This window comes from Metabacillus mangrovi, from assembly GCF_009711125.1.
GTDB classification, from domain to species: Bacteria; Bacillota; Bacilli; order Bacillales; family Bacillaceae; genus Metabacillus_B; species Metabacillus_B mangrovi.
Genome location: NZ_WMIB01000004.1, coordinates 144,726 through 164,154, shown reverse-complemented (window position 1 = coordinate 164,154; position 19,429 = coordinate 144,726). Strand labels below are relative to the sequence as shown.

Below are 19,429 nucleotides of genomic sequence, written 5' to 3'. Positions count from 1 at the left end.
CCGGCCAACTACAGCAAAATAAACCGTAGATAATTTACACGGACCGGGGCTGAGTTTCAATGGATACGATGAAGAATATGGATGGTTCTCCTAAAACTTCGATACCGGAGATGATGGCTGTATTAAGGAGTTCTTCCGATTTTATTCAATATGGGAACAGCGGGGCCTCGGGGCGCTTCTGGATTTCGTACTTCCGCACGCTTGTCGATTCAAAAATACTGCAGGAAAGTGTCCTATCGGCTGTAACTTCCGGACAATGGAACGATTTGGACGAGCTGAAGCAAACCGTTCCTGTAGAAAATGCAATGGTAACCTCTGATCCCGATGTGATGAAGGAAAAGCTGCTGCAGGGTTTTATTATGATTACGCGTTCTGAATATGGAAAGAGCTGCCTCCTTGTCAGGGTCTCAATGGAAAAGTCGAGGCAGGTCAGTCTGCCTGAAGTTGAATTCAGTGTAGTAGGACCGAAGGAAGCATTTGTCGAGTCGATCGAATCGAACATCCATCTGATTCGTAAACGCCTTCCTTCCGAGCATTTGCGTATTAAGGAAATCCATCTGGGGAAGCTTACGTCGACAAAGACAGCGATTTTGTATCTGGAGAACATTGCAAATGACGAAAATGTCAGGTCTGTCTGGCAGAGGGTGAATGAAGTTGAAATCGATAACATCGTGGACAGTTCGCTGCTCGCCCAGATCATTTCAGATAACCAGCACACCCCTTTCCCACAGCATGTGGATACAGAGCGGCCGGACCGGGTCGTGTCCGTTCTTTCTGAAGGGAAGATTGCCATTATTGTAGACGGTTCTCCTCAGGTTTTAATCGGGCCGAGCACACTGGTCGAATTTTTTTCAGCTTTCGATGATTATTTTTTTAATTATATTGTGGCTTCCTTTTTCAGGATTGTCCGGCTCGCTTCTATGGCCTTCTCCATTTTGGTGACCCCAATCTATGTGGCTGCTTTGAACTTTCATTATGAGCTGATTCCAAGAGATTTGTTGAACACGCTTGTCAGTTCGAGGGAAGAGATCCCTTTGCCTCCGATACTTGAAGCACTGTTCCTCGAACTGACGATTGAGCTTCTAAGGGAAGCGGGAGCACGTCTCCCTACAAAGGTTGGCCAGACGATCGGGATTGTCGGAGGTATCGTTATTGGAACAGCCTCCGTTGAAGCGGGGCTTACGAGTAATGTCCTCTTGATTATCGTTGCTCTTTCCGCTTTAGCGTCATTTACTTCACCTGTATATAGAATGAGCAACACGGTGCGCCTAATGCGCTTCCCCTTTTTGTTATTCGCTGAATTTTACGGTTTACTCGGCATCGTTTTTTGCTTCTGTATCCTTGCAACCCATTTGCTGAGGCTTTCTTCACTGGGCAGGCCTTACCTGGAGCCGATTTATCCACCGAGGACAGCTGATATGAAAGATGCCATTATCCGTCTGCCTTTCTCACAGATGTTCAAGCGGCCTTTGCAGCTTAGAACGAAGCAGCCCATCCGTTTCAGCAAAAAGAAGGCAGAGAAAAAACAGGATATTGATGAGTAGGAGGCGGCGTTCATGCCAAAGATTGCAGAAAAATATCAAGTGTCCCATTTCCTTGTTTTTTACCTGATCCACTCCCTGCAATTTGGTGTCGGTGTCCTTGGTTTTCAACGGATCATCACAAAATCAACCGGACAGGATGCCTGGATTCCTGTCGTCTTGTCCGGGCTCTTTTCTCACTTGATGGTTTGGATGATTTATAAGATTTTAAAAGGGGCAGAAGGCAACATTCATGATATTCATCTCCGCATCTTCGGCAAATGGGCAGGGAAAGCAATCAATCTGCTCATATCTTTGTATTTCACCCTCTTGGCAGTAGAGGTGCTCCGGACGTATATGGAGATCATCCAGGTATGGATGTTCCCCGATATTAACCTCTGGGTGTTCAGCTCCTTATTCCTTCTTCTCGTTTACTATATTGTGAGCGGGGGCTTCAGGGTGGTGACCGGGATCTGCTTTTTTGGAGTCGTTCTGCCCAGCTATCTGATTTTTACGTTTATTTTCCCTCTGGAATTTGCCCAATGGAAAAACCTTTCTCCGGTGTTCGACCACTCTTTGATGGATATTTTATCTGGCACGAAGGGAATGGCATTAACCGTTCTTGGGTTCGAGGCTTTGCTCGTCTATTATCCGTTCATCAAGAAACCGGAAAAATCCCAAATCTGGGCTCACGGAGCGATTTTTTTCACAACATGCATCTATCTCCTCATTATGATTGTGACACTGGTTTTTTTCAGCTCAGAGCAGCTGCAGAAGAACATCTGGGCTACATTAACAATATGGAAAATCGTTGAGATTCCGTTTGTGGAGCGCTTTGAATACATCGGGATTGCCAATTGGGTTCTGATTATCCTTCCGAATGTATGTCTGGTGCTCTGGTGTGCCAGCAGGGGAATCAAACAAACCTTTAACTGGAGCCAGAAAAAGACACTGATCGGGATTATTGCCCTTACATTGCTGGCGGTCAATCTGTTTGAAACACGCGAGCAAATCAATCAATTTAATACGATTGTCGGAATGACCGGGACATATTTTTATCTATACATTCCCGTCATCCTCATTCTCCAGCTCGTCGCGAAAAGAATGAAAAAACAGGGGGGGACGGGATGAAAAAAAGGAAGCTTGCCGTTCTCTTTATCCTCCTTTTTCTTTTTCCTGCAACAGGCTGTATTAAAAAAGAAATCATTGACGATGTAAATATCATCCTGGCATCAGGCTACGACAAAGGAGAAGATGGACTGATTAAAGGAACAGTCATCATTCCTGTCTATCAGAAGCAGCAGCCGGTTCAAAGTGAGGTGCTCGAAGAAACTTCCACGCTGACCCGTGATCTCCTGACAGATCTGCAGCGGAAGTCATCTGATCCGCTTGTGTATGGAAAACTGCAGGTGGCCATATTCGGAGAGGAGCTGGCAAAGGAAGGCTTTGAAGAACTTCTTGATTCACTGCAGCGGGATGCGAGTGTAGGATCCAGGGTATATTTGGCGGTCGGACGGAAATCTGCATCGGAAATTTTAATGGGGCAATATGGTTCACGGGGAACGGCGGTTTACTTGAGCAATTTAATCCGTCACAACATGAATAGCCGGGATTTATCCAGGCAGAACCTTCACCTGTTCTTATATGAGCTGTACGACAAAGGAAAGGATGGGTACCTGCCTATCCTTTCGCTCTCCGGCAAGGATGAACTGGAGATTTCGGGTGTGGCTCTGTTTGATAAAGACCGGATGGTAGGAGAACTGCCGAATGAAAAAATGATCTTCTTTAAACTGCTGACCGATGAATACATGGAAGGAACGTATACATTCAAACTTGATGACGGTGACATGATTTCCGTAAAAAGCATTACGTCGGATAAGAACCTTGTCATGAAGTCAGAGGATCGTGTCGTATTTAAAATTAAACTTGAAGGCCATATAAGGGAGTTTACCGGAAAGAAGATCACGCCAGAAAAAATTAAAGAAGCTGAAAAGACCTTCGCGAAAACGGTAGAGAAAGAGTGTCTCGATCTTCTCGGTCAGTTTCAAGAGATGAATATCGACCCAACCGGAATCGGAGATGAAGCTTCCCACACTTTTCGCTCCTTTGATATAAAGGAATGGAAAAAAACCTATCAGGATGTGAAAACGGAGGTAGAGGCGGAAATAACGATTAATGAATCAGGGGTGATCGAATAATAAAGAGAGTGCCTGAATGCAGCGCTGAAAAAAGAAAGATAATTTGTCCATCACACTCATATGATGAAAATGCAGAGTTTCAGATGGGAGTGCATGGAATGAATTCTTTCGCAAAAGGTGCCCTGCTGCTCGCGCTGGCAGCATTTATCGGCGAGTGCCTGGAATTTTATCTGAATATGATCCTCGCTAAGGAGCTTGGGGAGCATGGGATGGGAATGTACATGCAGCTGCTCCCCTTCATCTTCTTTGTCGTGATCATTTCCAGTCTTGAGCTGCCGGTCAGCATATCGAAATTTACAGCAGAACAGAAAAAGGAATACCATTACAGCATGCTCCGCCACGCCCTTGCATTTGTATACAAGCTGACGGGGATGATTTTGATCATCCTGCTGGCTGTTCTCCCTTTTCTGCCCGTGTTTAACGGCTACCACCCCCTTGTCCGCTATTTGCTGTTTATCCTTGTACCTGTTGTATCCTTCTCATCCATCGCCCGCGGGTATTTTATGGGTGTACAGCAAATGGATAAGATCGCGATCTCCTCCTTCTTAAGAAAGGCTGTTCAGCTCCTTGCGCTTTTTCTTGTATTTCAAAGCATGCACTTTACGGAAAGCACCGCACTGTTTATCGCCCTCGCTGTATTAATCGGAAGTGAAGCAGTGGTTTTTTTCTACTTGTTTACCCAGTATGTGCTGCAGTTCAGGATGATGAAGAAGGGCAAGCATACACATATGAGTGAAGGGGAAGTCAGGAAAAATCTGATGGCTGTATCGGTACCGACTACAGCGCTGCGGATTTTCAATGCGGTCACTAATGCTTTTCAGCCCTTTTTGATTAAAGGAGCTCTAGCCGTATCCGGGGTGGGAGGGGTTCTTGCAACTGAACAATACGGACTCCTGGCAGGCGTCGCCATGAGCATCGGATTTTTCCCTGCTTTTCTTTCCCACTCCCTGATGATCGCCCTGCTTCCGAACGTATCTGAGTCCTTTGCCAGGCAGGAAGGGGAAAGATTGAGGAGCCTGCTGCAGCAATCGATGTGGATTACATGTCTTTACGGGATCCCGGCTGTATATTTAATGTACTGGTTTGCAGAACCGCTCACTCATTTGTTTTTTAAAGCACCGGAAGCTTCTCTATATCTTCAGCTGCTGTGGCCTTATTTTCTTTTCCACTTTTTCATTCACCCGCTTCAGGCTTATCTAATCGGGCTTGGACTTGTAAAAGATGCGTTCTATCATTCGGTCTGGTCGCATGCGGTTTCTTTTTTAATGATGTACATCCTCGGATCCATGCAGAATTTTCAAATGACGGGCATTATCCTTGGAATGAATGCGGGAATCATTCTGCTGTTCCTGCTCCATTATGTAACGATCTGCAGAAAAATCGGCCTCTCCCTGTTTCTGTTATCAGAAAGGCGTTTTACGTAGAATACACAAAACGAATAAAACGGCTTCCTGCTTGAATGGGAAGCCATTTTCATTTGTTTCTCAAAGCTTTAAGCTTGTTCAAGGTTTGAACACGGACGCATTTTGCTTGCCGGTGCCGTTGCAGCCGCTGCATTTAGAACTGAAGGGAAGAAAGGAAATACGCTTTTGCTTTCCTGATCCGCTGCACGTTCTGCAAATAATAACCAAAGCCATCATTTCCACCTCCTGTATGGTCAGTCTTTCCATATTTGAGAGAAATAATTTTATCAGAAAAATCAAAAAACTCATTTCGTTATTCTATGCTTCAACAGACGTTTTGCCCGCTGTTAAAGGTTCAAATTACAGAAAAACTAAATTGGAGAGATGTAAACAAAAACGATACAGCACGTTTGGATTCATCATTCAACGGAAGCAGATCTGGGGGTTGAGGGACTGGTAAAAGCGAGCCGGGAAGGAAGAGCATGGCTGAAAAAAGAAAAATAGAAAATCACTCATTTCCATCAGGCAGACCTGTATTAGCTGGCTGCCTTTTCGGTCATCAATTAATGTGACAAGGAAGCGAAGGATGAAGGCATTGGAGGGGATCTTAGAGGAACCGTATGGGAGGTGTATGTTCATTCATCTATTCATTCACAACGGCCAAAAAGGAAGCAGGTTGATGCATCCTAAATGGCCTGAGGCTGTCCAGTAGAATCAAGTGCCTGTTTCCGTTTCAGGTCTCCTGATGACAATGATGTACGCAAGAACAAAACAGACAAATCCTGCAATCCAGCCGATAAGCGAACTGTAATAGTAAAAATCAATAAGCGCCATTCCAATAAAAGGGCAGGCAAATCCGAACAAAGTTAAAAGCAGAACACTGCGTCTTTTAAAAAATTCAGCCATTTATCATACATCTCCTTGAGGAATGCGAACACCGTTATTATACAAAAAACGTATTAAAAGAGAAATAGGTACAGGTTATCTTTTCGATGAATTCCTGATTAGCTTTTCCCCGGGCAGACAAACCATACAGGCGGAGAACCGGGAGGGGAAGGCCTATTCATAGGACCTGCCCTTCCAATCGTATCCCTTCCGGCTGAAGGACGCATAGATGGAAACTGCCATCAATGCGATAAATATAGCGGCTGAAAGCGGTATTGCGGGAGCAAGCATCAGGCTCTGGCGGGAGCGCCAATCCACATACATCTTTTGAAGGACAGATAAAACGTATGGGACAAAATAGAGAGCTGTAAATGTCTGCTTGGCAGCCAGTTCATAAGCACCATATATAGCGAACAGTCCCGGGAAGATGCAAACGGCGGCAAAATACAGACAAAGAGCGGCTGCAGCAGGGAGGGAGCGGCCGAACCCAGGGAAAATATTTTTTTTGAAACCGTTCCAGGCTTCCTTTCCCGAGCGGTACATATAACACGTAACGTCTTCTGTGACATTTGCTAGGATCACCCGTTTTCCGGTGGCTTTCATTTTTCGGGCAAGATGAACGTCGTCCACAAGGGAATCTTTAATGGCAGCATGCCCTCCTGCTGCCAGATAATCTTCTCTTTTAAAGAGCATAAAGGATCCGTGAGCGGCAGCCGCAGCTGGAAAGCCCGTATAATTGGCAAGGTATAAAGGCAGGTGAACATAGATGAGATAATGCTGCATGGGCACAAGCCACTTCTCAAGAAGAAAGGTGACTGGAAATCTCGGAAAGCCAGTCAGCAATGAGGCGTTTTTGGATCGCATCATCGAAACCGCCTTCTCAAGTGTATCCGGCTGCAGCCTTACGTCTGCATCGAGAAAAAGCAGCAGGTCCGTCTCAGCGTGCCTGCTGAGAAGATGACATGCATGTACTTTCCCAGACCAGCCTTGCGGAAGCTTTTCCCCTTTAAGAAGGGTGAACCGTTTATCGGGTCCTGCATGCTGCTTTAAAAGCTCATATGTTTGATCCTCTGATTGATCGTCCAGGAGAAAAAACCTTACATTTGGATAGGTCAGCTTTTTCAGCATGGTGATCAGTGAAGGCACATTACGCTCTTCATTACGCAGCGGAACCAAGATGCTGACAGCATTTCCAGGTGCCGGACCAGACCTTTTCAGCTTCGGCATGAAAAAAGAATTAGCGATTGTAAATAAAAGCAGGATCAGCAGTACTGATGAATAGGCAAACAGCATCCGGTACATTCTCCTTTCCGGAAAATTCCCGCTCGCCCTGAACAATGGACAGCAGGGGATTCAAAAAAAGAAGGCAGGCCCGCAGAGGACCAGCCCTTCTTTCAAGTATACCGCTTAACAGGTGATCTTGCGACCATCAGCCGATTTCTTTCTGAGTGGCTTTAGCCAAGTCATCCTCGAGAATCAGATCAGCAGTCAGCTGGCCTGACAGGGTAACCATTGGAACCCCTCCTCCAGGATGGGTAGAACCGCCTGTGAAATACAGGTTGTGAAGCATTTTGCTTCTGCTCGGAATTTTAAATCCGCCGTTTTTCTTACGATCCGTTGCCACTCCGTAAATCGAACCGCCATTTGAGCCGTACAGCTCCTGAATATCATCCGGAGTGAACTGGTATTCCCATTCGATGTGGTCACGGAGACCGCTGACACCCATACGCTCGAGCTTATTCAGCACTTTTTCACGATATTGCTCCTTGATCTCTTCAAATGATTCCCCTGGCTTGAGCGGAGGGACATGGGTAAGAACAAACAGGTTCTCTTTGCCCGCCGGAGCCTGGGAAGGATCTGACTTGGAAGAAATCCCTATGTAGACGGTAGGATCATCAGCAGGAACGCCTTCGTTGAAAATCTGGTCAAATTCCTTTTTCGGATCTTCCGAGAAAAAGAAATTATGGTGGGCAAGGTGCTTGTATTCTTTGTCGACACCGAGAAGCAGCACCAGACCGGAAACGGTTGGAACGTATTTCTCCAGCTCTGCTGCCGTTTTCTTGCTGCCTGGATGATCCTCTAGAACCGTATTGTAAGCAGGGATGGCTTCCAGGTTGGAAACGACGAGATCCGCTTCGAGCGTTTCGCCATTCTCAAGCTCTACTCCTTTTGCTGTGTCTCCATCTGTTATGATCCTTTTCACCTTGCTGTTCAGAAGAACATTGACGTTCATCTCTCTCAAAAGTTTGCCCATCGCTTCGGCAATCTTGTACATGCCGCCTTCCACATAATGAATGCCGATGCCAAGCTGGACATACACGAGCTGGGACAGGATGGCCGGTGCCTGATAAGGAGATGAACCGATATACATGATCATGAAATTGAAGAGCTGCTGCAGATGCTTGCTGCTGAAATGCTTTTTTGTCACCTGATCCATGGATTTTATTGGATCCATCGCGAGCAGTTCTTTCATGGAATGCATGTTGCGGAGATCGTTGACACCCGTTAAGCTTCGTTTATAGAAGCTTTTCATGCTGTATTCATACATTTTGGTGCAGTAGGACATGTACTGAAAGAACTCATGAAGGTCATCCGGGTTGTGCTCTTTCAGCTGCTGCATCATTTTTTGAAGGTCGCTTGTGAGGTCAATCGTCGTTCCATCCTCAAAAAAAGTCCGCCATTGAGGTTCGATCCGTTTGATGGTTATGTAGTCATGAAGGTCACGGTTTGCGCTCCGGAACAGCTGTTCAAGTACCCATGGCATCGTCAGGATGGAAGGGCCTGTATCAAACTTGAAGCCTTTTCCTTCCCGTACGTTCAGTTTTCCTCCAAGTCTTTCTCCTTTCTCCACAACGGTTACATCATACTGGTCTGCTGCAAGCCGGATGGCAGCAGACATGCCGCCAAGGCCTCCGCCGATCACAATCACTTTCTTTCTCATGCTACAGTGCCTCCCATAATTCGATTTTTTATCATTCATACTGATCCTGAGTCCGTCTATCATTTTAACCAAAAGCGGGAATTATTCATTCATCGCATACAGAATATTTTCCACAAAAAAGCAATTAGGAAACCTCATTCAGCCCTTTCCCTGCGCATTTTTAATAAAAAAGGGTATAATGGAGAAACCATGCCAGTGAGGTGGATGTAGATGGCAATGATTATAGCTGCGCTGCTAGCCGGACTTTTTCTTTTTTGGAGGATTCCTGCATTTGAAGCGATTCCTTCAGACAGCAGCAGAAGATTGGTAAAAGACAAACTCACGATTATTATTCCGGCCAGAAATGAGGAAGAGAACCTTCAAATCCTCTTTCAATCCATAGCATCCCAGAGCGAAACGCCTTTTGAAATCATCGTAGCGGATGATGGATCTGAGGATCATACAGCCGCTGTAGCGGAGAAAAACGGTGCTGCAGTCATCAAAGTTCCTGAGTTGCCGGAAGGCTGGAAAGGCAAGTCCTGGGCGTGCTGGAACGGGGCGCTCCAAGCTTCAGGGGAATGGCTCCTGTTCATGGATGCTGATACATATTTTGAAAAAAACGGAATGGCCCGGCTGACAGGTTTATTCAGGCATATCGAACGCAAGTCTGTGCTGACTGTCCATCCCTTTCATGCGATGCAAAAACCGTATGAAACCGGGTCTGCCCTTTTTCATCTCATGACGGTCGGAGCGATCGGGGCTTTTGCTCCCGCTTGGGCAAGGAAAAAAGGAAATGGGGCTTTCGGCCAGGCTTTGCTCTGCAGGAGAGAGGATTATTTCGGATGGGGCGGTCATGAATCGATCAAAGATGAAGTCGTTGAAACGATGGCGATGGGCAAAAAAATCACAGAATCAGGAAAAGCAATCCTGTATGCAAGCGGAAGAAAAGCCATCTCGATGCGCATGTATCCGGAAGGACCGGTCAGTATGTTCAACGGCTGGGCAAAAAGCTTTGCCTCTGGAGCTGCAGCAGCAAAAATCCGTTTTCTGCTGCTGTCATCTATCTGGCTTGGGGGACTTTTCTCCTTTTGGGCCAAGATTCCGGTACTGTTCACGAATGAATGGCCTGCATATCTTCTTCTCTATACAGCAGCCGTGATTCAGCTATCGAGTGCACTTGCGAAATTTGGAAGGTTCCCGATTTGGAGCATCCTCCTCTTTCCGCTGCATCTTCTGTTCTTTTTGACGGTATTCTGTTTTTCCCTCTATAAAACGTTCATTCGCAAAAATGCAGTCTGGAAGGGCAGAAAGATCAGCGGCGGCCAAGAGGGAGCGTCGCGCAAATGAGTCAGGCCGTTCAGATTGCGTTAAATATCGTATGGCTCGCAGCTTTTCCTGTCGCGCTCTCCTGGATGCTATCCAAATTTTCACCGGAAGCATTCAAAGGGCCTTCCTTTTTGTTCAGGCAAAGAAGGTGGGAGAAGGAAGGCAGGATATATGAAAAGGCTGGGATCAAAAGGTGGAAAGACAGATTGCCTGAAGCCGGGGGCTGGTTTAGGAACGGGTTTCCGAAGAATAAATTAGCCGGCAGCAAAAGTACCCTGCTGAACCGGTTTATCCTGGAGACAAACAGAGGGGAAACGGCGCATTGGCTGCAGATTTTTTCAGCATCAGCTTTCTTTCTATGGAATGAGCCTTTTACGGCCTGTATTTTCATGCTGTATGCCATTTTATTCAATTTGCCCTTTATTGCCGTTCAGCGGTATAATCGGTTCCGTCTGATCAGAACACTTGAAAAAAGAAAAACAAAAGAAAGAACACCTATCACATACAGAAAGGCGAGAGATCATGAATAGAAGAATTGAAGAACTAAGAAGCTGGATGGAAGCAGAAGCGGTTGACATCACTTTTATCCATTCGCCGGAGAATGTATTTTACTTAACCAATTTTCTGACCGATCCACATGAGAGACTGATGGGTCTGTTTGTTTTCCGGGATAAGGAACCGTTCTTCATTTGTCCGGGAATGGAGACAGGACAGGCTGCAGATGCGGGATTCAAGGACGAGATCATCGGGTACGGCGACCACGAAAACCCTTTCCAAAAAATTGAGGAAGCGCTGAATTCAAGAGGGCTTGGCACCATTCAAAAGGCTGCAATAGAAAGTGAACTCCTTTCCTATGCAAGAGCGGAGGCATTTCGAAACATATCCGGATCTCCCCGGCTTGTGTCAGCTGAAGAGAAAATGAATGAGCTGCGGGTCGTTAAAGACCAAAAAGAGATCAGCATCATGGAGAAAGCGGCCGCTTTGGCTGACTTCGGCGTAGAGACAGGCGTGGCAGCCTTAAGGGAAGGCGTCTCCGAAATGGATGTTCTGGCGAAAATAGAGTATGAGCTGAAAAGAAAAGGTGCCCAGGCTATGTCCTTTTCAACCATGGTCCTGTTTGGAAAAAAATCCGGCCAGCCGCATGGCAACCCAGGTACCGCTGTTCTGAAAAAAGGAGACCTTGTCCTGTTTGATCTGGGAGTCGTACTGGACGGGTACTGCTCTGATATTACGAGAACCGTTATGTACGGAGAACCCGATGATCAGCAAAAAGCGATCTACGAAACAGTGCTGAAAGCTGAAATGGCGGCACTGGAAGCCGCAAAGCCGGGTACAAGGATCGGGGATCTGGATAAAATTGCCCGGGGAATCATTGAAGAAGCAGGCTACGGGGAGTTCTTCCCGCACCGCCTGGGCCACGGGCTGGGGATTAACGTTCACGAATTCCCGTCGATGGCTCATACGAATGACGGGCTTCTAAAGGAAGGAATGACGTTTACGATTGAACCAGGGATATACATTCCGGAAATTGGCGGCGTGCGGATCGAGGATGATGTGGTCATCACGGAGAACGGGGCACAGACGCTGACTTCCTACCCGAAAGAGCTGCAAATCATTAAATAGACAAAACCACAAGTATAGAGCGCCAGCTAAAACCCCCCTGGAATCGCTGCATCCCAGGGGGTTTTTCATGAGCTGCTGATCAAGCGAACAGCAAGTGGCCGGAGGCAGGTTCCGGTGCAGGTTTGCCGATGTAATATCCTTGACCCAGAGCGATTCCGATAGACTGAAGAAAGGTAAATTCTTCAGCGGTTTCAATCCCCTCGCCAAGTACGGTGATGGAAAGATCCTGGGCAAGTGCCTGGACATTTTTTAAAAAGGACTGTTTCTCTGAATCGTTATGACAGTCCGAAATAAAACTCCGGTCGATTTTGACGAAGTCAGGCTTTAGATGCTCGAGTACCTCGTAGGTGGAGTAGCCGCTTCCCATATCATCAAGAGCAACTTTCATTCCGTTCGCCCGGTAAGTGTCCAGGATGCTTTTTAAATGATCAATATCATTGATTTTTTCTGTTTCCACCACTTCAAAAATCAGATCTTCCGGGGAAACCCGGTATTGTTTGACCATCCGGAACGTATGCTGAAGACAATGAGCAGGATTGTAAATGGAGGAGGGGATAAAATTGATAAACGATTTTATGCCTCTCTTAACGCTTTTGGAACGTGCGATGATGGCAAGTTCTCTTGCTCTCCGGTCCAGGACGGACTGTAAGCCGGTCTTAATGGCTGTATCAAAAAGCTTATAGGGTGTGAAGGCAGGCTGAGCGTGCCGCAGCAAAGATTCATAACCGAAGATCTGACCGCTTTCCATCTGGATGATCGGCTGAAAAAAGCTTGAGAAATCTCCTTCCATGATGATGTCGACCGTTTCCTTCGACACCACCCTTTCAAACACATAACTGAAAGAGGAATAGGCTGTGGGAAGGCCGGGGTCTTCAGTGAGAGCCGCTCTCAGGTGCTGTACATCTGCTCTTTTATTGCATTCTTCGAGGAGAGAAGCAAGATGGTGTTCGGATTTGTAAGGCAGTGTATCAGATTCGCCCGTGGCTGAATCAATAATTAGGTACCCTGCGGAGGGAATGGCAAGATCGGGTGAGCAAGCTGAGCAATTCATTAAATAGACTCCTTTAATCAGATTTGGTTCATTCGTAATAAGTCTATTTTACCAGACTGCTTTATTGGTTTGAAGTACCATGCATGAAATATTGTCATTTTAAGCTTTTAAGGGTTTTGTTTTGAGAAAACCGATGCGGGGGATTATAGTAGAAGCAGCATCGTATATGAAGAGACATGATGAGGTGAAACGATTGAAAAAAATAGCAGTATTGACAAGCGGAGGAGACTCTCCGGGAATGAATGCAGCCATAAGGGCTGTCGTGAGAAAAGGAATTTTCAGCGGTCTTGAGGTGTACGGGGTTTATCAGGGCTACCAGGGACTCATGCAGGGACAGATCAAGAAGCTTGAGGTCGGTTCTGTAGGGGACATCATACACCGGGGCGGTACGATGCTTTATACGGCAAGGTCGGAAGAATTCAAAACAGATGAAGGACAGTATAAAGCGATCAGTCAGTTAAAGGCGCTTGGTATTGAGGGCCTTGTCGTAATTGGCGGCGACGGCTCTTATCAAGGGGCTGCCAAACTTACCGAGAAGGGCTTTCCATGCATCGGCCTGCCTGGAACTATAGACAACGATATCGCAGGCACAGATTATACAATCGGCTTTGATACAGCATTGAATACAGTCGTCGATGCAATTGATAAAATCAGGGATACAGCTACTTCCCATGACCGTACATTTATTATTGAAGTGATGGGGCGCAGGGCCGGAGACATCGCTTTATGGTCGGGACTTGCAGGCGGTGCCGAAACAATCCTGATTCCGGAACACCCGCATGAACTTGAGGAAATGATGGAACGGCTGAACAGCGGCATCAGCCGAGGAAAAAAACATTCCATTATCGTGCTTGCGGAGGGTGTCGGCAGTGCCGATGATCTCGCTGGAGAATTGATGGGTAAATTCGGGCTGGAGACACGGATTAGTGTACTCGGTCATATTCAGCGGGGAGGCAAACCTACAGGAAGAGACCGTGTGCTTGCCTCCCGCTTGGGTGCGAAAGCAGTGGAACTGCTGCTTGAAGGCAAAGGCGGAAGAGCAATCGGCATAATCAAGGAACAGATTGTTGACCTTGATTTACAGGAAATAGCCGGAAAAAAAGACCCTCTGCCTGAAAATCTTTATATACTTTCGCAAGAACTGTCGATTTGACGCAGCATACGTAAAACACCCCGGAGTGCCTGGAAGCATTCCGGGGTGTTTTGATTTGCGGCGGGGTTGAACAGCTTTGACCGAGGCTCAGCAGGAAGGTTTACTTTTTTTCAGCTTCAGGAGTACGGCCCTGACTGCGAACCCTGAAACAAGCCCCGGCACTGTAAAGATCATAGGAACCCATACAGGACCGGGCTGCACACCGAAAAAAACAATCTTTTCCGCAAGCATGACCCCTACTGTAACAAAGTAAGCTGAAAAGGCAAATGGAAGGAACGAGTACGGGGGAGAAGCACCGCCTGCATACTTATAGGCATCGTACATGGCGAAAAAGTATACACAAGGATAAAACATCAGCCACTGCAGGTCTGCTGACTGGAAAGCCTCTGCAATGTCACCGTTAAAACTGTGCTTGATGGCCAAATTGAACGCACCATTGACATTAATGACAATTTCCAATGCAATAAACACGATGCCTTTTCCGAAATGGCCGTTTAAAAGCTGGCCAAAGCCCGGAAAAGCGATGCTCCATAAAACGGCTTCCAATTTTCCCGTCTTTTTCATTGCCAGACTCCGATCATTGTTTTTAATAGGCTTCCCGATGAGAGAGAGAGCATACATCTCAGATGCGCTTTTTGAAAAAAAGGATTGAAATTATTCCCTTTATGGGCTAATTTTACTATAGAAAGATATGCAGGAAAGGAGATTGCCATATGCGCTATAACCGGTCTGAATCCTTCCGTTTTGTATTCTCTGATCCCATTGATGCTTCTTTCTCGATTGCAGAAAGAGGCGGAAAATCAGTCAGTACGAAACAGGGAAAGGCTGTAATCGCCGACATCAGTCCTTCAGGGCTGAAGCTGATGACCCATCTGGAGCTTCCAATGGAAGAGCCGCTGATCCTCTCCATTTTCTTTAAAATCAGAAATGAGGAATTAGAGATTAAAGGGGTGCCGATGTGGAAGAAAAGAGTCAACTCCGGCTTTCAATATGGAATCAGAAGCACAGAAGAGGATGAAATTTTACGAGACCGGATTGTAAAAGAGCTCAAAGATTACGCACAGCACAACCCTAAAATGTAAAAACTGAGAACGATTGAACCCCCTGGATGGCATCCGGGGGTTTTTTAGATTGGACTTGAAGTGTAAGAGGGGAAGGCACGTCTCTTCTCTATGGAGCCGGGAATGGCCGGAACTGACCGTGCGAAAGCATAACAGGTCTCGGCTGATAAAAAAAGATTCTGACATGCTTCGCTACTTTCTGCCCTCTTTCCTGTATTGCTATAGCGAAAGGGGGTGAGAAACATGGCACAAACAATCCTGATTGACAGACAGCTTCGCCTGGTATATGACTTAGGGCAAAATCCGGAAGGCAAACAAGTATTCAAATCGAAAACGTACAGCAATGTAAAATCATCAGCTGATGCGGATCAAATGCTTGCAGCGGCAGTCATCCTTTCCGGTCTTCAGCAGTATCCGCTTTTCGCAGCAGAACGACTTGATTCAAATGAAATCCGAAACTAATTAAGGAGTGGGACTAATGGCAAAAACCCTGGAAATGCAGTTTGTGAACGAAGAGGGCAAAACAGTGACCATATCTGTGGATGCTCCGAAAGAAACACTGACAAAGGAAGAAATCACAGCAGCAATGGATGGTCTTCTGAATGCGGGGATCTTTACTTCCGGCGGAGGAGATCTAACCTTGAAGAAGGGTGCGAGGACAGTTGACCGCACTGTAACCGAAATCAGCATTTAAAAGGCCGGGGATCTGACGAGTGTCAGGTCCCCGTTTTAAAGGAGGGGCAAATGATGGAGCAATGGCTGCAGCTGATTGGAAACACCGGTTTTCCGATTGTCGTCACCATGTATTTGATGCACCGGATTGAAGGCAAGCTTGACGTCCTTATCCAAGTGATGCATTCTCTGCCGGCCCGTATGTATGAAGAGGGCGCAGTCGATCGGATCAGCAGGGTTCATATCAGTGACAAAGCCCGGTAGCATAAGCCCGGGGCTAAGAGAATAGAAAGAACCGGCCCAGGACCGGGCCGGTTCTTTGTTTATGCTTCAGCGGCGGCTGAAGCTTTTTTTCTTTCTTTTTTAGACTGCTTGAAAAAGAACAGCTCATACACAACAGGCACGATAATCAAGGTTAATAGAGTGGAGGACGTTAATCCGCCGATAACCGTGATCGCAAGGCCTTTGGATATCAATGTCCCTGATGATGTCGTAAAGGCGAGCGGGAGGAGGGCAGCGATTGTAGCAAAGGCTGTCATTAATATTGGACGAAGCCTCGTTTTACCTGCCTCAATAAGTGCTTCCCGAATGACGAGTCCTTTCTCTTCCCGGTTTTGGCCGATCCGGTCAACAAGGACGATCGCATTGGTTGTAACAATTCCGATCAGCATCAGTAAACCGATCATCACACTGACACTCAACGGTTCTTTTGCCAGATACAAACCGAGAAGGGAGCCTATCGGTACAAAGATCAGTGAAGACAGGATGACGAATGGGATCCGTGCCTTACCGAACGTGATCAGCATCGTGATATAGACGAGTCCGATCGCAACGAGCATTGCCAGCCCGAGCTGCTGGAACGTTTCGACGGTCTCATCGCTTCCGCCTCCGCCTTCTAGAGAGACGCCATCCGGCAGATCAACATCTTGTTTGACCCCTTCTATTACTGATGAGGAAACTTCAGCAATGTTATCACCTGTAATTTGAGCACTTACTTGTGCATACACTTTTCCGTCCAAACGCTGAATGGAAGTGAAGATGTCTTTTTCCGTAACTTCTGCAACATCAGATAGTTTTACAGGCCCTTTTTGACTGAAGATGGTCGTGTCCTTGAGTGCATCTACGGATGTAACATCTTCATCATAGCTCAGCTCTACACTTCGTTCCTGTCCGTCAAGCTCGAGGTCACCAACGTCAACCGGTTTTGTCTGGTCTGACACGGTTCCAAGCACCTGGAAGCCAGAGACTCCGTATTCGTCCGCCTTATCAGGGTCTATTTCAACGACTGCCTGCTTTTGCTTTTCGGCAAAGTTATTCGATACGTATTTCAGGCTTTCATTCTTATTCAAATAATCTTCTACTTTTTTCGCTGCAGCGGATAATTGATCAAGATCATTTGAATACAGATCGATATTCACATTGTTATTGGATGGAGGACCGCCGCTGCTTTGTTCCTGAATGCCAAGTTTCGCTTCAGGAGCCTTGTTTTCAGCAATCTCTTCCATTTTGGTTTGAAGATCTTTGATGTATTCAGTCACTTCGGTTCCGTCTTTTAAGGTAATAAAGTAATTGGCTTTATTCTCCCGTTTAAGGCCGGTATTGAAGTCGCGGCTCCCTACACCTGTCGTAACTTCTTCGATCGGTTCTTCCTTATCAAACATCTTCTCAAGTTCCAGGGACACTTCATTTGTTTTATCCAGATTAGTTGAGGAAGGAAGCTCTACGCTTGCCACGAGTGTTTTTTGCTCCTCGTTTGGAATAAAAGTAAATCCGAGTCCGCTTACCAGAAAAACAGAGCTGAAAAGCATCAGGAACGATACGGCAATAACAGCGATCTTATGATTCAGAGACCATTCAATCACTCCGGCATAAAACTTCTGCAGAGGTCCTTCTTTTTCTTCCTTTGGAACCTTATTAAATGAAAATTTCGCAAGGATCGGTACAATCGTAATGGAAACGAGCAGTGATGTAAGCAATGCGAAAATAATGGTCAAAGCAAACGGAAGGAAGAACTCTCCGGTAATTCCGCCTACAAATCCAAGCGGAAGGAAAACGACCACTGTTGTAATAGTGGATGAAGTGATTGCTTTTAAGATCTCTTTTGTAGAGTCCTGGATGAGCTCGTTCGTTACAGGGCTGTTTGCTTTGCGCACACGGCGGAAAACGTTCTCGATGACAACGATACTGTCATCCACCACACGTCCTACGGCAACAGCCATTCCTCCTAAAGTCATGATATTCAGTGAAATATCAAGCTGGTTAAGGAAGATGGAAGTAACCAGCAGAGAGAGCGGGATGGAAATGATCGCTATGATGGTTGCCCTGAAATTACGCAGGAAAATCAAAACGGCAAGTGATGCGAAAAGTGCTCCAAGCAAGCCTTCTTTGATCAGTGTTTCCACTGATTTTTCAATTCCTTCTGCCTGGTCGAATCCGATGGAGTAATCAATTTCATCATCGTATTTTTTGAGTGTTGCAAGGACGCTGTCTGCTACTTCAACTGTGTTTGCATCCTGCTTTTTGGTGATCGCCATCGACAGGGAATCCTTGAGGTTGTATCTCGTTAATTCAGGACGGTCCGTAATCGTTTCGATTTCAGCGATATCCTTCAGTTTCACAGGTTCAGGCTGCTGGGCGCTCTGTGCACCGGAAGGGGGTGCTGACGGGGGACCCTGCTGCTGTCCTGCCTGGCCTTCTCCTGCACCTGCCTGCCCGGATCCTTGCTGGCCGCCGCTTTGCTGAGGGCCTGCCTGAGGAGGGGATGCCGGAGCAGATATCTGCATTTCTTTCAGTGATTCAACTTCATTTAACCCTTCCTGAACCCGGATAGGGATTTCCGTTTCTTTTTCCGTAATGTTTCCGGCTGGGAAGGATAAGTATTTTTCGTTGATTTTATCTTTGATTTGGGACAAAGCCAGACCATTTTCTTCAGCCTTCTCTTTGTCAACGGTAATACGGACAACTTCTTCCTTCAGTCCGCCAACCGAAACACTGTTGATTCCTTGAATCTTATTCAGTTCTGGAATCACTTCATCCTGAATGAGATTTTCGATATCAGCATCTTCTTTTTGAAAAAGTGAAATGTTGAAGATCGGGAAGGTGCCAAATGAAAAGCGGTTTACCTTAGTTTCTGCGGTATCCGGAAGGTTCGCCTCCTGTATCAGCGTGTTAAGCTGGTCTTCAACCTTGTCAATGTCCGTGTTAAACGGAAATTCAAGGTTAATGATCCCTACACTTTCGTAGGAGGAGCTCGTAATGCTCTTAACGCCATCGATCGCTTTGAACTCATCTTCAAGCTTGGAAGTCACCTGTTCGCTTACATCATCAGGAGATGCACCTGGGTAGACAGCTTCAACGGACAGCTGCGGGAACTCGATGTTTGGGAGAAGGTCCACTTTGAGCTGGGAAAAGCTGTAGAGTCCTCCAAGGATCAGTAAAAAGGAAATGATAAATACAGCTACTGCATTTTTTAAGCTAAATTTGGTCAGAAAATTCATGGCTACACCTCTCCGGTTTATGGTTATACAAAAGTTATACAAGATAACTATACATTCTTTTCAAAAAAAAAGCACCAGATAAACTGAAATATTTGTGTCGAAGTGAAAAAAAAGCTGCTG

Annotated in this window: 19 protein-coding genes; 12 read left to right on the top strand and 7 right to left on the bottom strand. The window is 46.3% G+C overall.

Going from position 1 to position 19,429, the window contains the following annotated elements; all coding sequences use genetic code 11:
* Positions 1 to 68 precede the first annotated feature (68 nt).
* From GKZ89_RS07015 to GKZ89_RS07000, 4 genes are all read left to right on the top strand, one after another.
* The gene (locus GKZ89_RS07015) at positions 69 to 1,544 is read left to right on the top strand and encodes a spore germination protein (protein WP_241680159.1); all 1,476 of its coding nucleotides are present in this window, start codon (positions 69 to 71) and stop codon (positions 1,542 to 1,544) included.
* Positions 1,545 to 1,556: 12 nt separating this feature from the next.
* Positions 1,557 to 2,651, top strand: a complete 1,095-nt coding sequence (locus tag GKZ89_RS07010) for a GerAB/ArcD/ProY family transporter (protein ID WP_155111684.1) — start codon at positions 1,557 to 1,559, stop codon at positions 2,649 to 2,651.
* Complete coding sequence (locus GKZ89_RS07005) at positions 2,648 to 3,718, top strand: Ger(x)C family spore germination protein (RefSeq protein WP_155111683.1); 1,071 nt, start codon at positions 2,648 to 2,650, stop codon at positions 3,716 to 3,718. Before GKZ89_RS07010 ends, GKZ89_RS07005 begins: the two co-directional genes overlap by 4 nt.
* Before the next feature lie 98 nt (positions 3,719 to 3,816).
* Complete coding sequence (locus GKZ89_RS07000; protein ID WP_155111682.1) at positions 3,817 to 5,142, top strand: polysaccharide biosynthesis protein; 1,326 nt, start codon at positions 3,817 to 3,819, stop codon at positions 5,140 to 5,142.
* 78 nt (positions 5,143 to 5,220) lie between these two features.
* Here GKZ89_RS07000 and GKZ89_RS21390 read toward each other — a convergent pair whose 3' ends face one another.
* The 4 genes from GKZ89_RS21390 to GKZ89_RS06985 form a co-directional block, all read right to left on the bottom strand.
* The gene (locus GKZ89_RS21390) at positions 5,221 to 5,355 is read right to left on the bottom strand and encodes a hypothetical protein (protein WP_277753204.1); all 135 of its coding nucleotides are present in this window, start codon (positions 5,353 to 5,355) and stop codon (positions 5,221 to 5,223) included.
* 480 nt (positions 5,356 to 5,835) lie between these two features.
* Positions 5,836 to 6,027, bottom strand: a complete 192-nt coding sequence (locus tag GKZ89_RS06995; protein ID WP_155111681.1) for a hypothetical protein — start codon at positions 6,025 to 6,027, stop codon at positions 5,836 to 5,838.
* A gap of 153 nt (positions 6,028 to 6,180) precedes the next feature.
* On the bottom strand, positions 6,181 to 7,299 hold the full coding sequence (locus GKZ89_RS06990) for a glycosyltransferase family 2 protein (protein ID WP_155111680.1): 1,119 nt from the start codon (positions 7,297 to 7,299) through the stop codon (positions 6,181 to 6,183).
* Positions 7,300 to 7,435: 136 nt separating this feature from the next.
* Positions 7,436 to 8,947, bottom strand: coding sequence for a phytoene desaturase family protein (locus GKZ89_RS06985; RefSeq protein WP_155111679.1), 1,512 nt, complete (start codon positions 8,945 to 8,947; stop codon positions 7,436 to 7,438).
* 210 nt (positions 8,948 to 9,157) lie between these two features.
* Here GKZ89_RS06985 and GKZ89_RS06980 point away from each other — a divergent pair, with 210 nt between their 5' ends.
* The 3 genes from GKZ89_RS06980 to GKZ89_RS06970 are packed head-to-tail and all read left to right on the top strand — an operon-like array spanning position 9,158 to position 11,875.
* Positions 9,158 to 10,273 carry a glycosyltransferase family 2 protein gene (locus GKZ89_RS06980; protein ID WP_155111678.1) on the top strand — a complete coding sequence of 372 codons (1,116 nt, stop codon included), beginning with the start codon at positions 9,158 to 9,160 and terminating at the stop codon, positions 10,271 to 10,273.
* Complete coding sequence (locus GKZ89_RS06975) at positions 10,270 to 10,782, top strand: glycosyl-4,4'-diaponeurosporenoate acyltransferase CrtO family protein (RefSeq protein ID WP_155111677.1); 513 nt, start codon at positions 10,270 to 10,272, stop codon at positions 10,780 to 10,782. The genes GKZ89_RS06980 and GKZ89_RS06975 overlap by 4 nt, the downstream gene beginning before the upstream one ends.
* Complete coding sequence (locus GKZ89_RS06970) at positions 10,775 to 11,875, top strand: M24 family metallopeptidase (RefSeq protein WP_155111676.1); 1,101 nt, start codon at positions 10,775 to 10,777, stop codon at positions 11,873 to 11,875. Before GKZ89_RS06975 ends, GKZ89_RS06970 begins: the two co-directional genes overlap by 8 nt.
* A 79-nt stretch (positions 11,876 to 11,954) precedes the next feature.
* Here the strand turns inward: GKZ89_RS06970 and GKZ89_RS06965 are convergent, their stop codons facing one another.
* Entirely contained in the window at positions 11,955 to 12,926 is a 972-nt protein-coding gene (locus GKZ89_RS06965) for an EAL domain-containing protein (RefSeq protein WP_155111675.1), read from the bottom strand.
* A 193-nt stretch (positions 12,927 to 13,119) separates the two neighbouring features.
* On the opposite strand from GKZ89_RS06965, the gene pfkA reads away from it, so the two are divergent.
* Complete coding sequence (gene pfkA, locus GKZ89_RS06960; protein ID WP_155111674.1) at positions 13,120 to 14,079, top strand: 6-phosphofructokinase; 960 nt, start codon at positions 13,120 to 13,122, stop codon at positions 14,077 to 14,079.
* Positions 14,080 to 14,166: 87 nt separating this feature from the next.
* On the opposite strand, the gene GKZ89_RS06955 is transcribed toward pfkA, so the two are convergent.
* The gene (locus tag GKZ89_RS06955; RefSeq protein WP_155111673.1) at positions 14,167 to 14,643 is read right to left on the bottom strand and encodes a hypothetical protein; all 477 of its coding nucleotides are present in this window, start codon (positions 14,641 to 14,643) and stop codon (positions 14,167 to 14,169) included.
* A 149-nt stretch (positions 14,644 to 14,792) separates the two neighbouring features.
* Here GKZ89_RS06955 and GKZ89_RS06950 point away from each other — a divergent pair, with 149 nt between their 5' ends.
* The 4 genes from GKZ89_RS06950 (at position 14,793) to GKZ89_RS06935 (ending at position 16,076) form a co-directional block, all read left to right on the top strand.
* Positions 14,793 to 15,161, top strand: a complete 369-nt coding sequence (locus tag GKZ89_RS06950; RefSeq protein ID WP_155111672.1) for a PilZ domain-containing protein — start codon at positions 14,793 to 14,795, stop codon at positions 15,159 to 15,161.
* Between the two features lie 222 nt (positions 15,162 to 15,383).
* Positions 15,384 to 15,602, top strand: a complete 219-nt coding sequence (locus GKZ89_RS06945; RefSeq protein ID WP_155111671.1) for a DUF1659 domain-containing protein — start codon at positions 15,384 to 15,386, stop codon at positions 15,600 to 15,602.
* A 16-nt stretch (positions 15,603 to 15,618) separates the two neighbouring features.
* Entirely contained in the window at positions 15,619 to 15,834 is a 216-nt protein-coding gene (locus tag GKZ89_RS06940; RefSeq protein WP_155111670.1) for a DUF2922 domain-containing protein, read from the top strand.
* A gap of 53 nt (positions 15,835 to 15,887) precedes the next feature.
* Positions 15,888 to 16,076, top strand: a complete 189-nt coding sequence (locus tag GKZ89_RS06935) for a YvrJ family protein (RefSeq protein WP_155111729.1) — start codon at positions 15,888 to 15,890, stop codon at positions 16,074 to 16,076.
* Positions 16,077 to 16,135: 59 nt separating this feature from the next.
* Here GKZ89_RS06935 and GKZ89_RS06930 read toward each other — a convergent pair whose 3' ends face one another.
* Entirely contained in the window at positions 16,136 to 19,309 is a 3,174-nt protein-coding gene (locus GKZ89_RS06930) for an efflux RND transporter permease subunit (RefSeq protein WP_155111669.1), read from the bottom strand.
* Positions 19,310 to 19,429 lie beyond the last annotated feature (120 nt).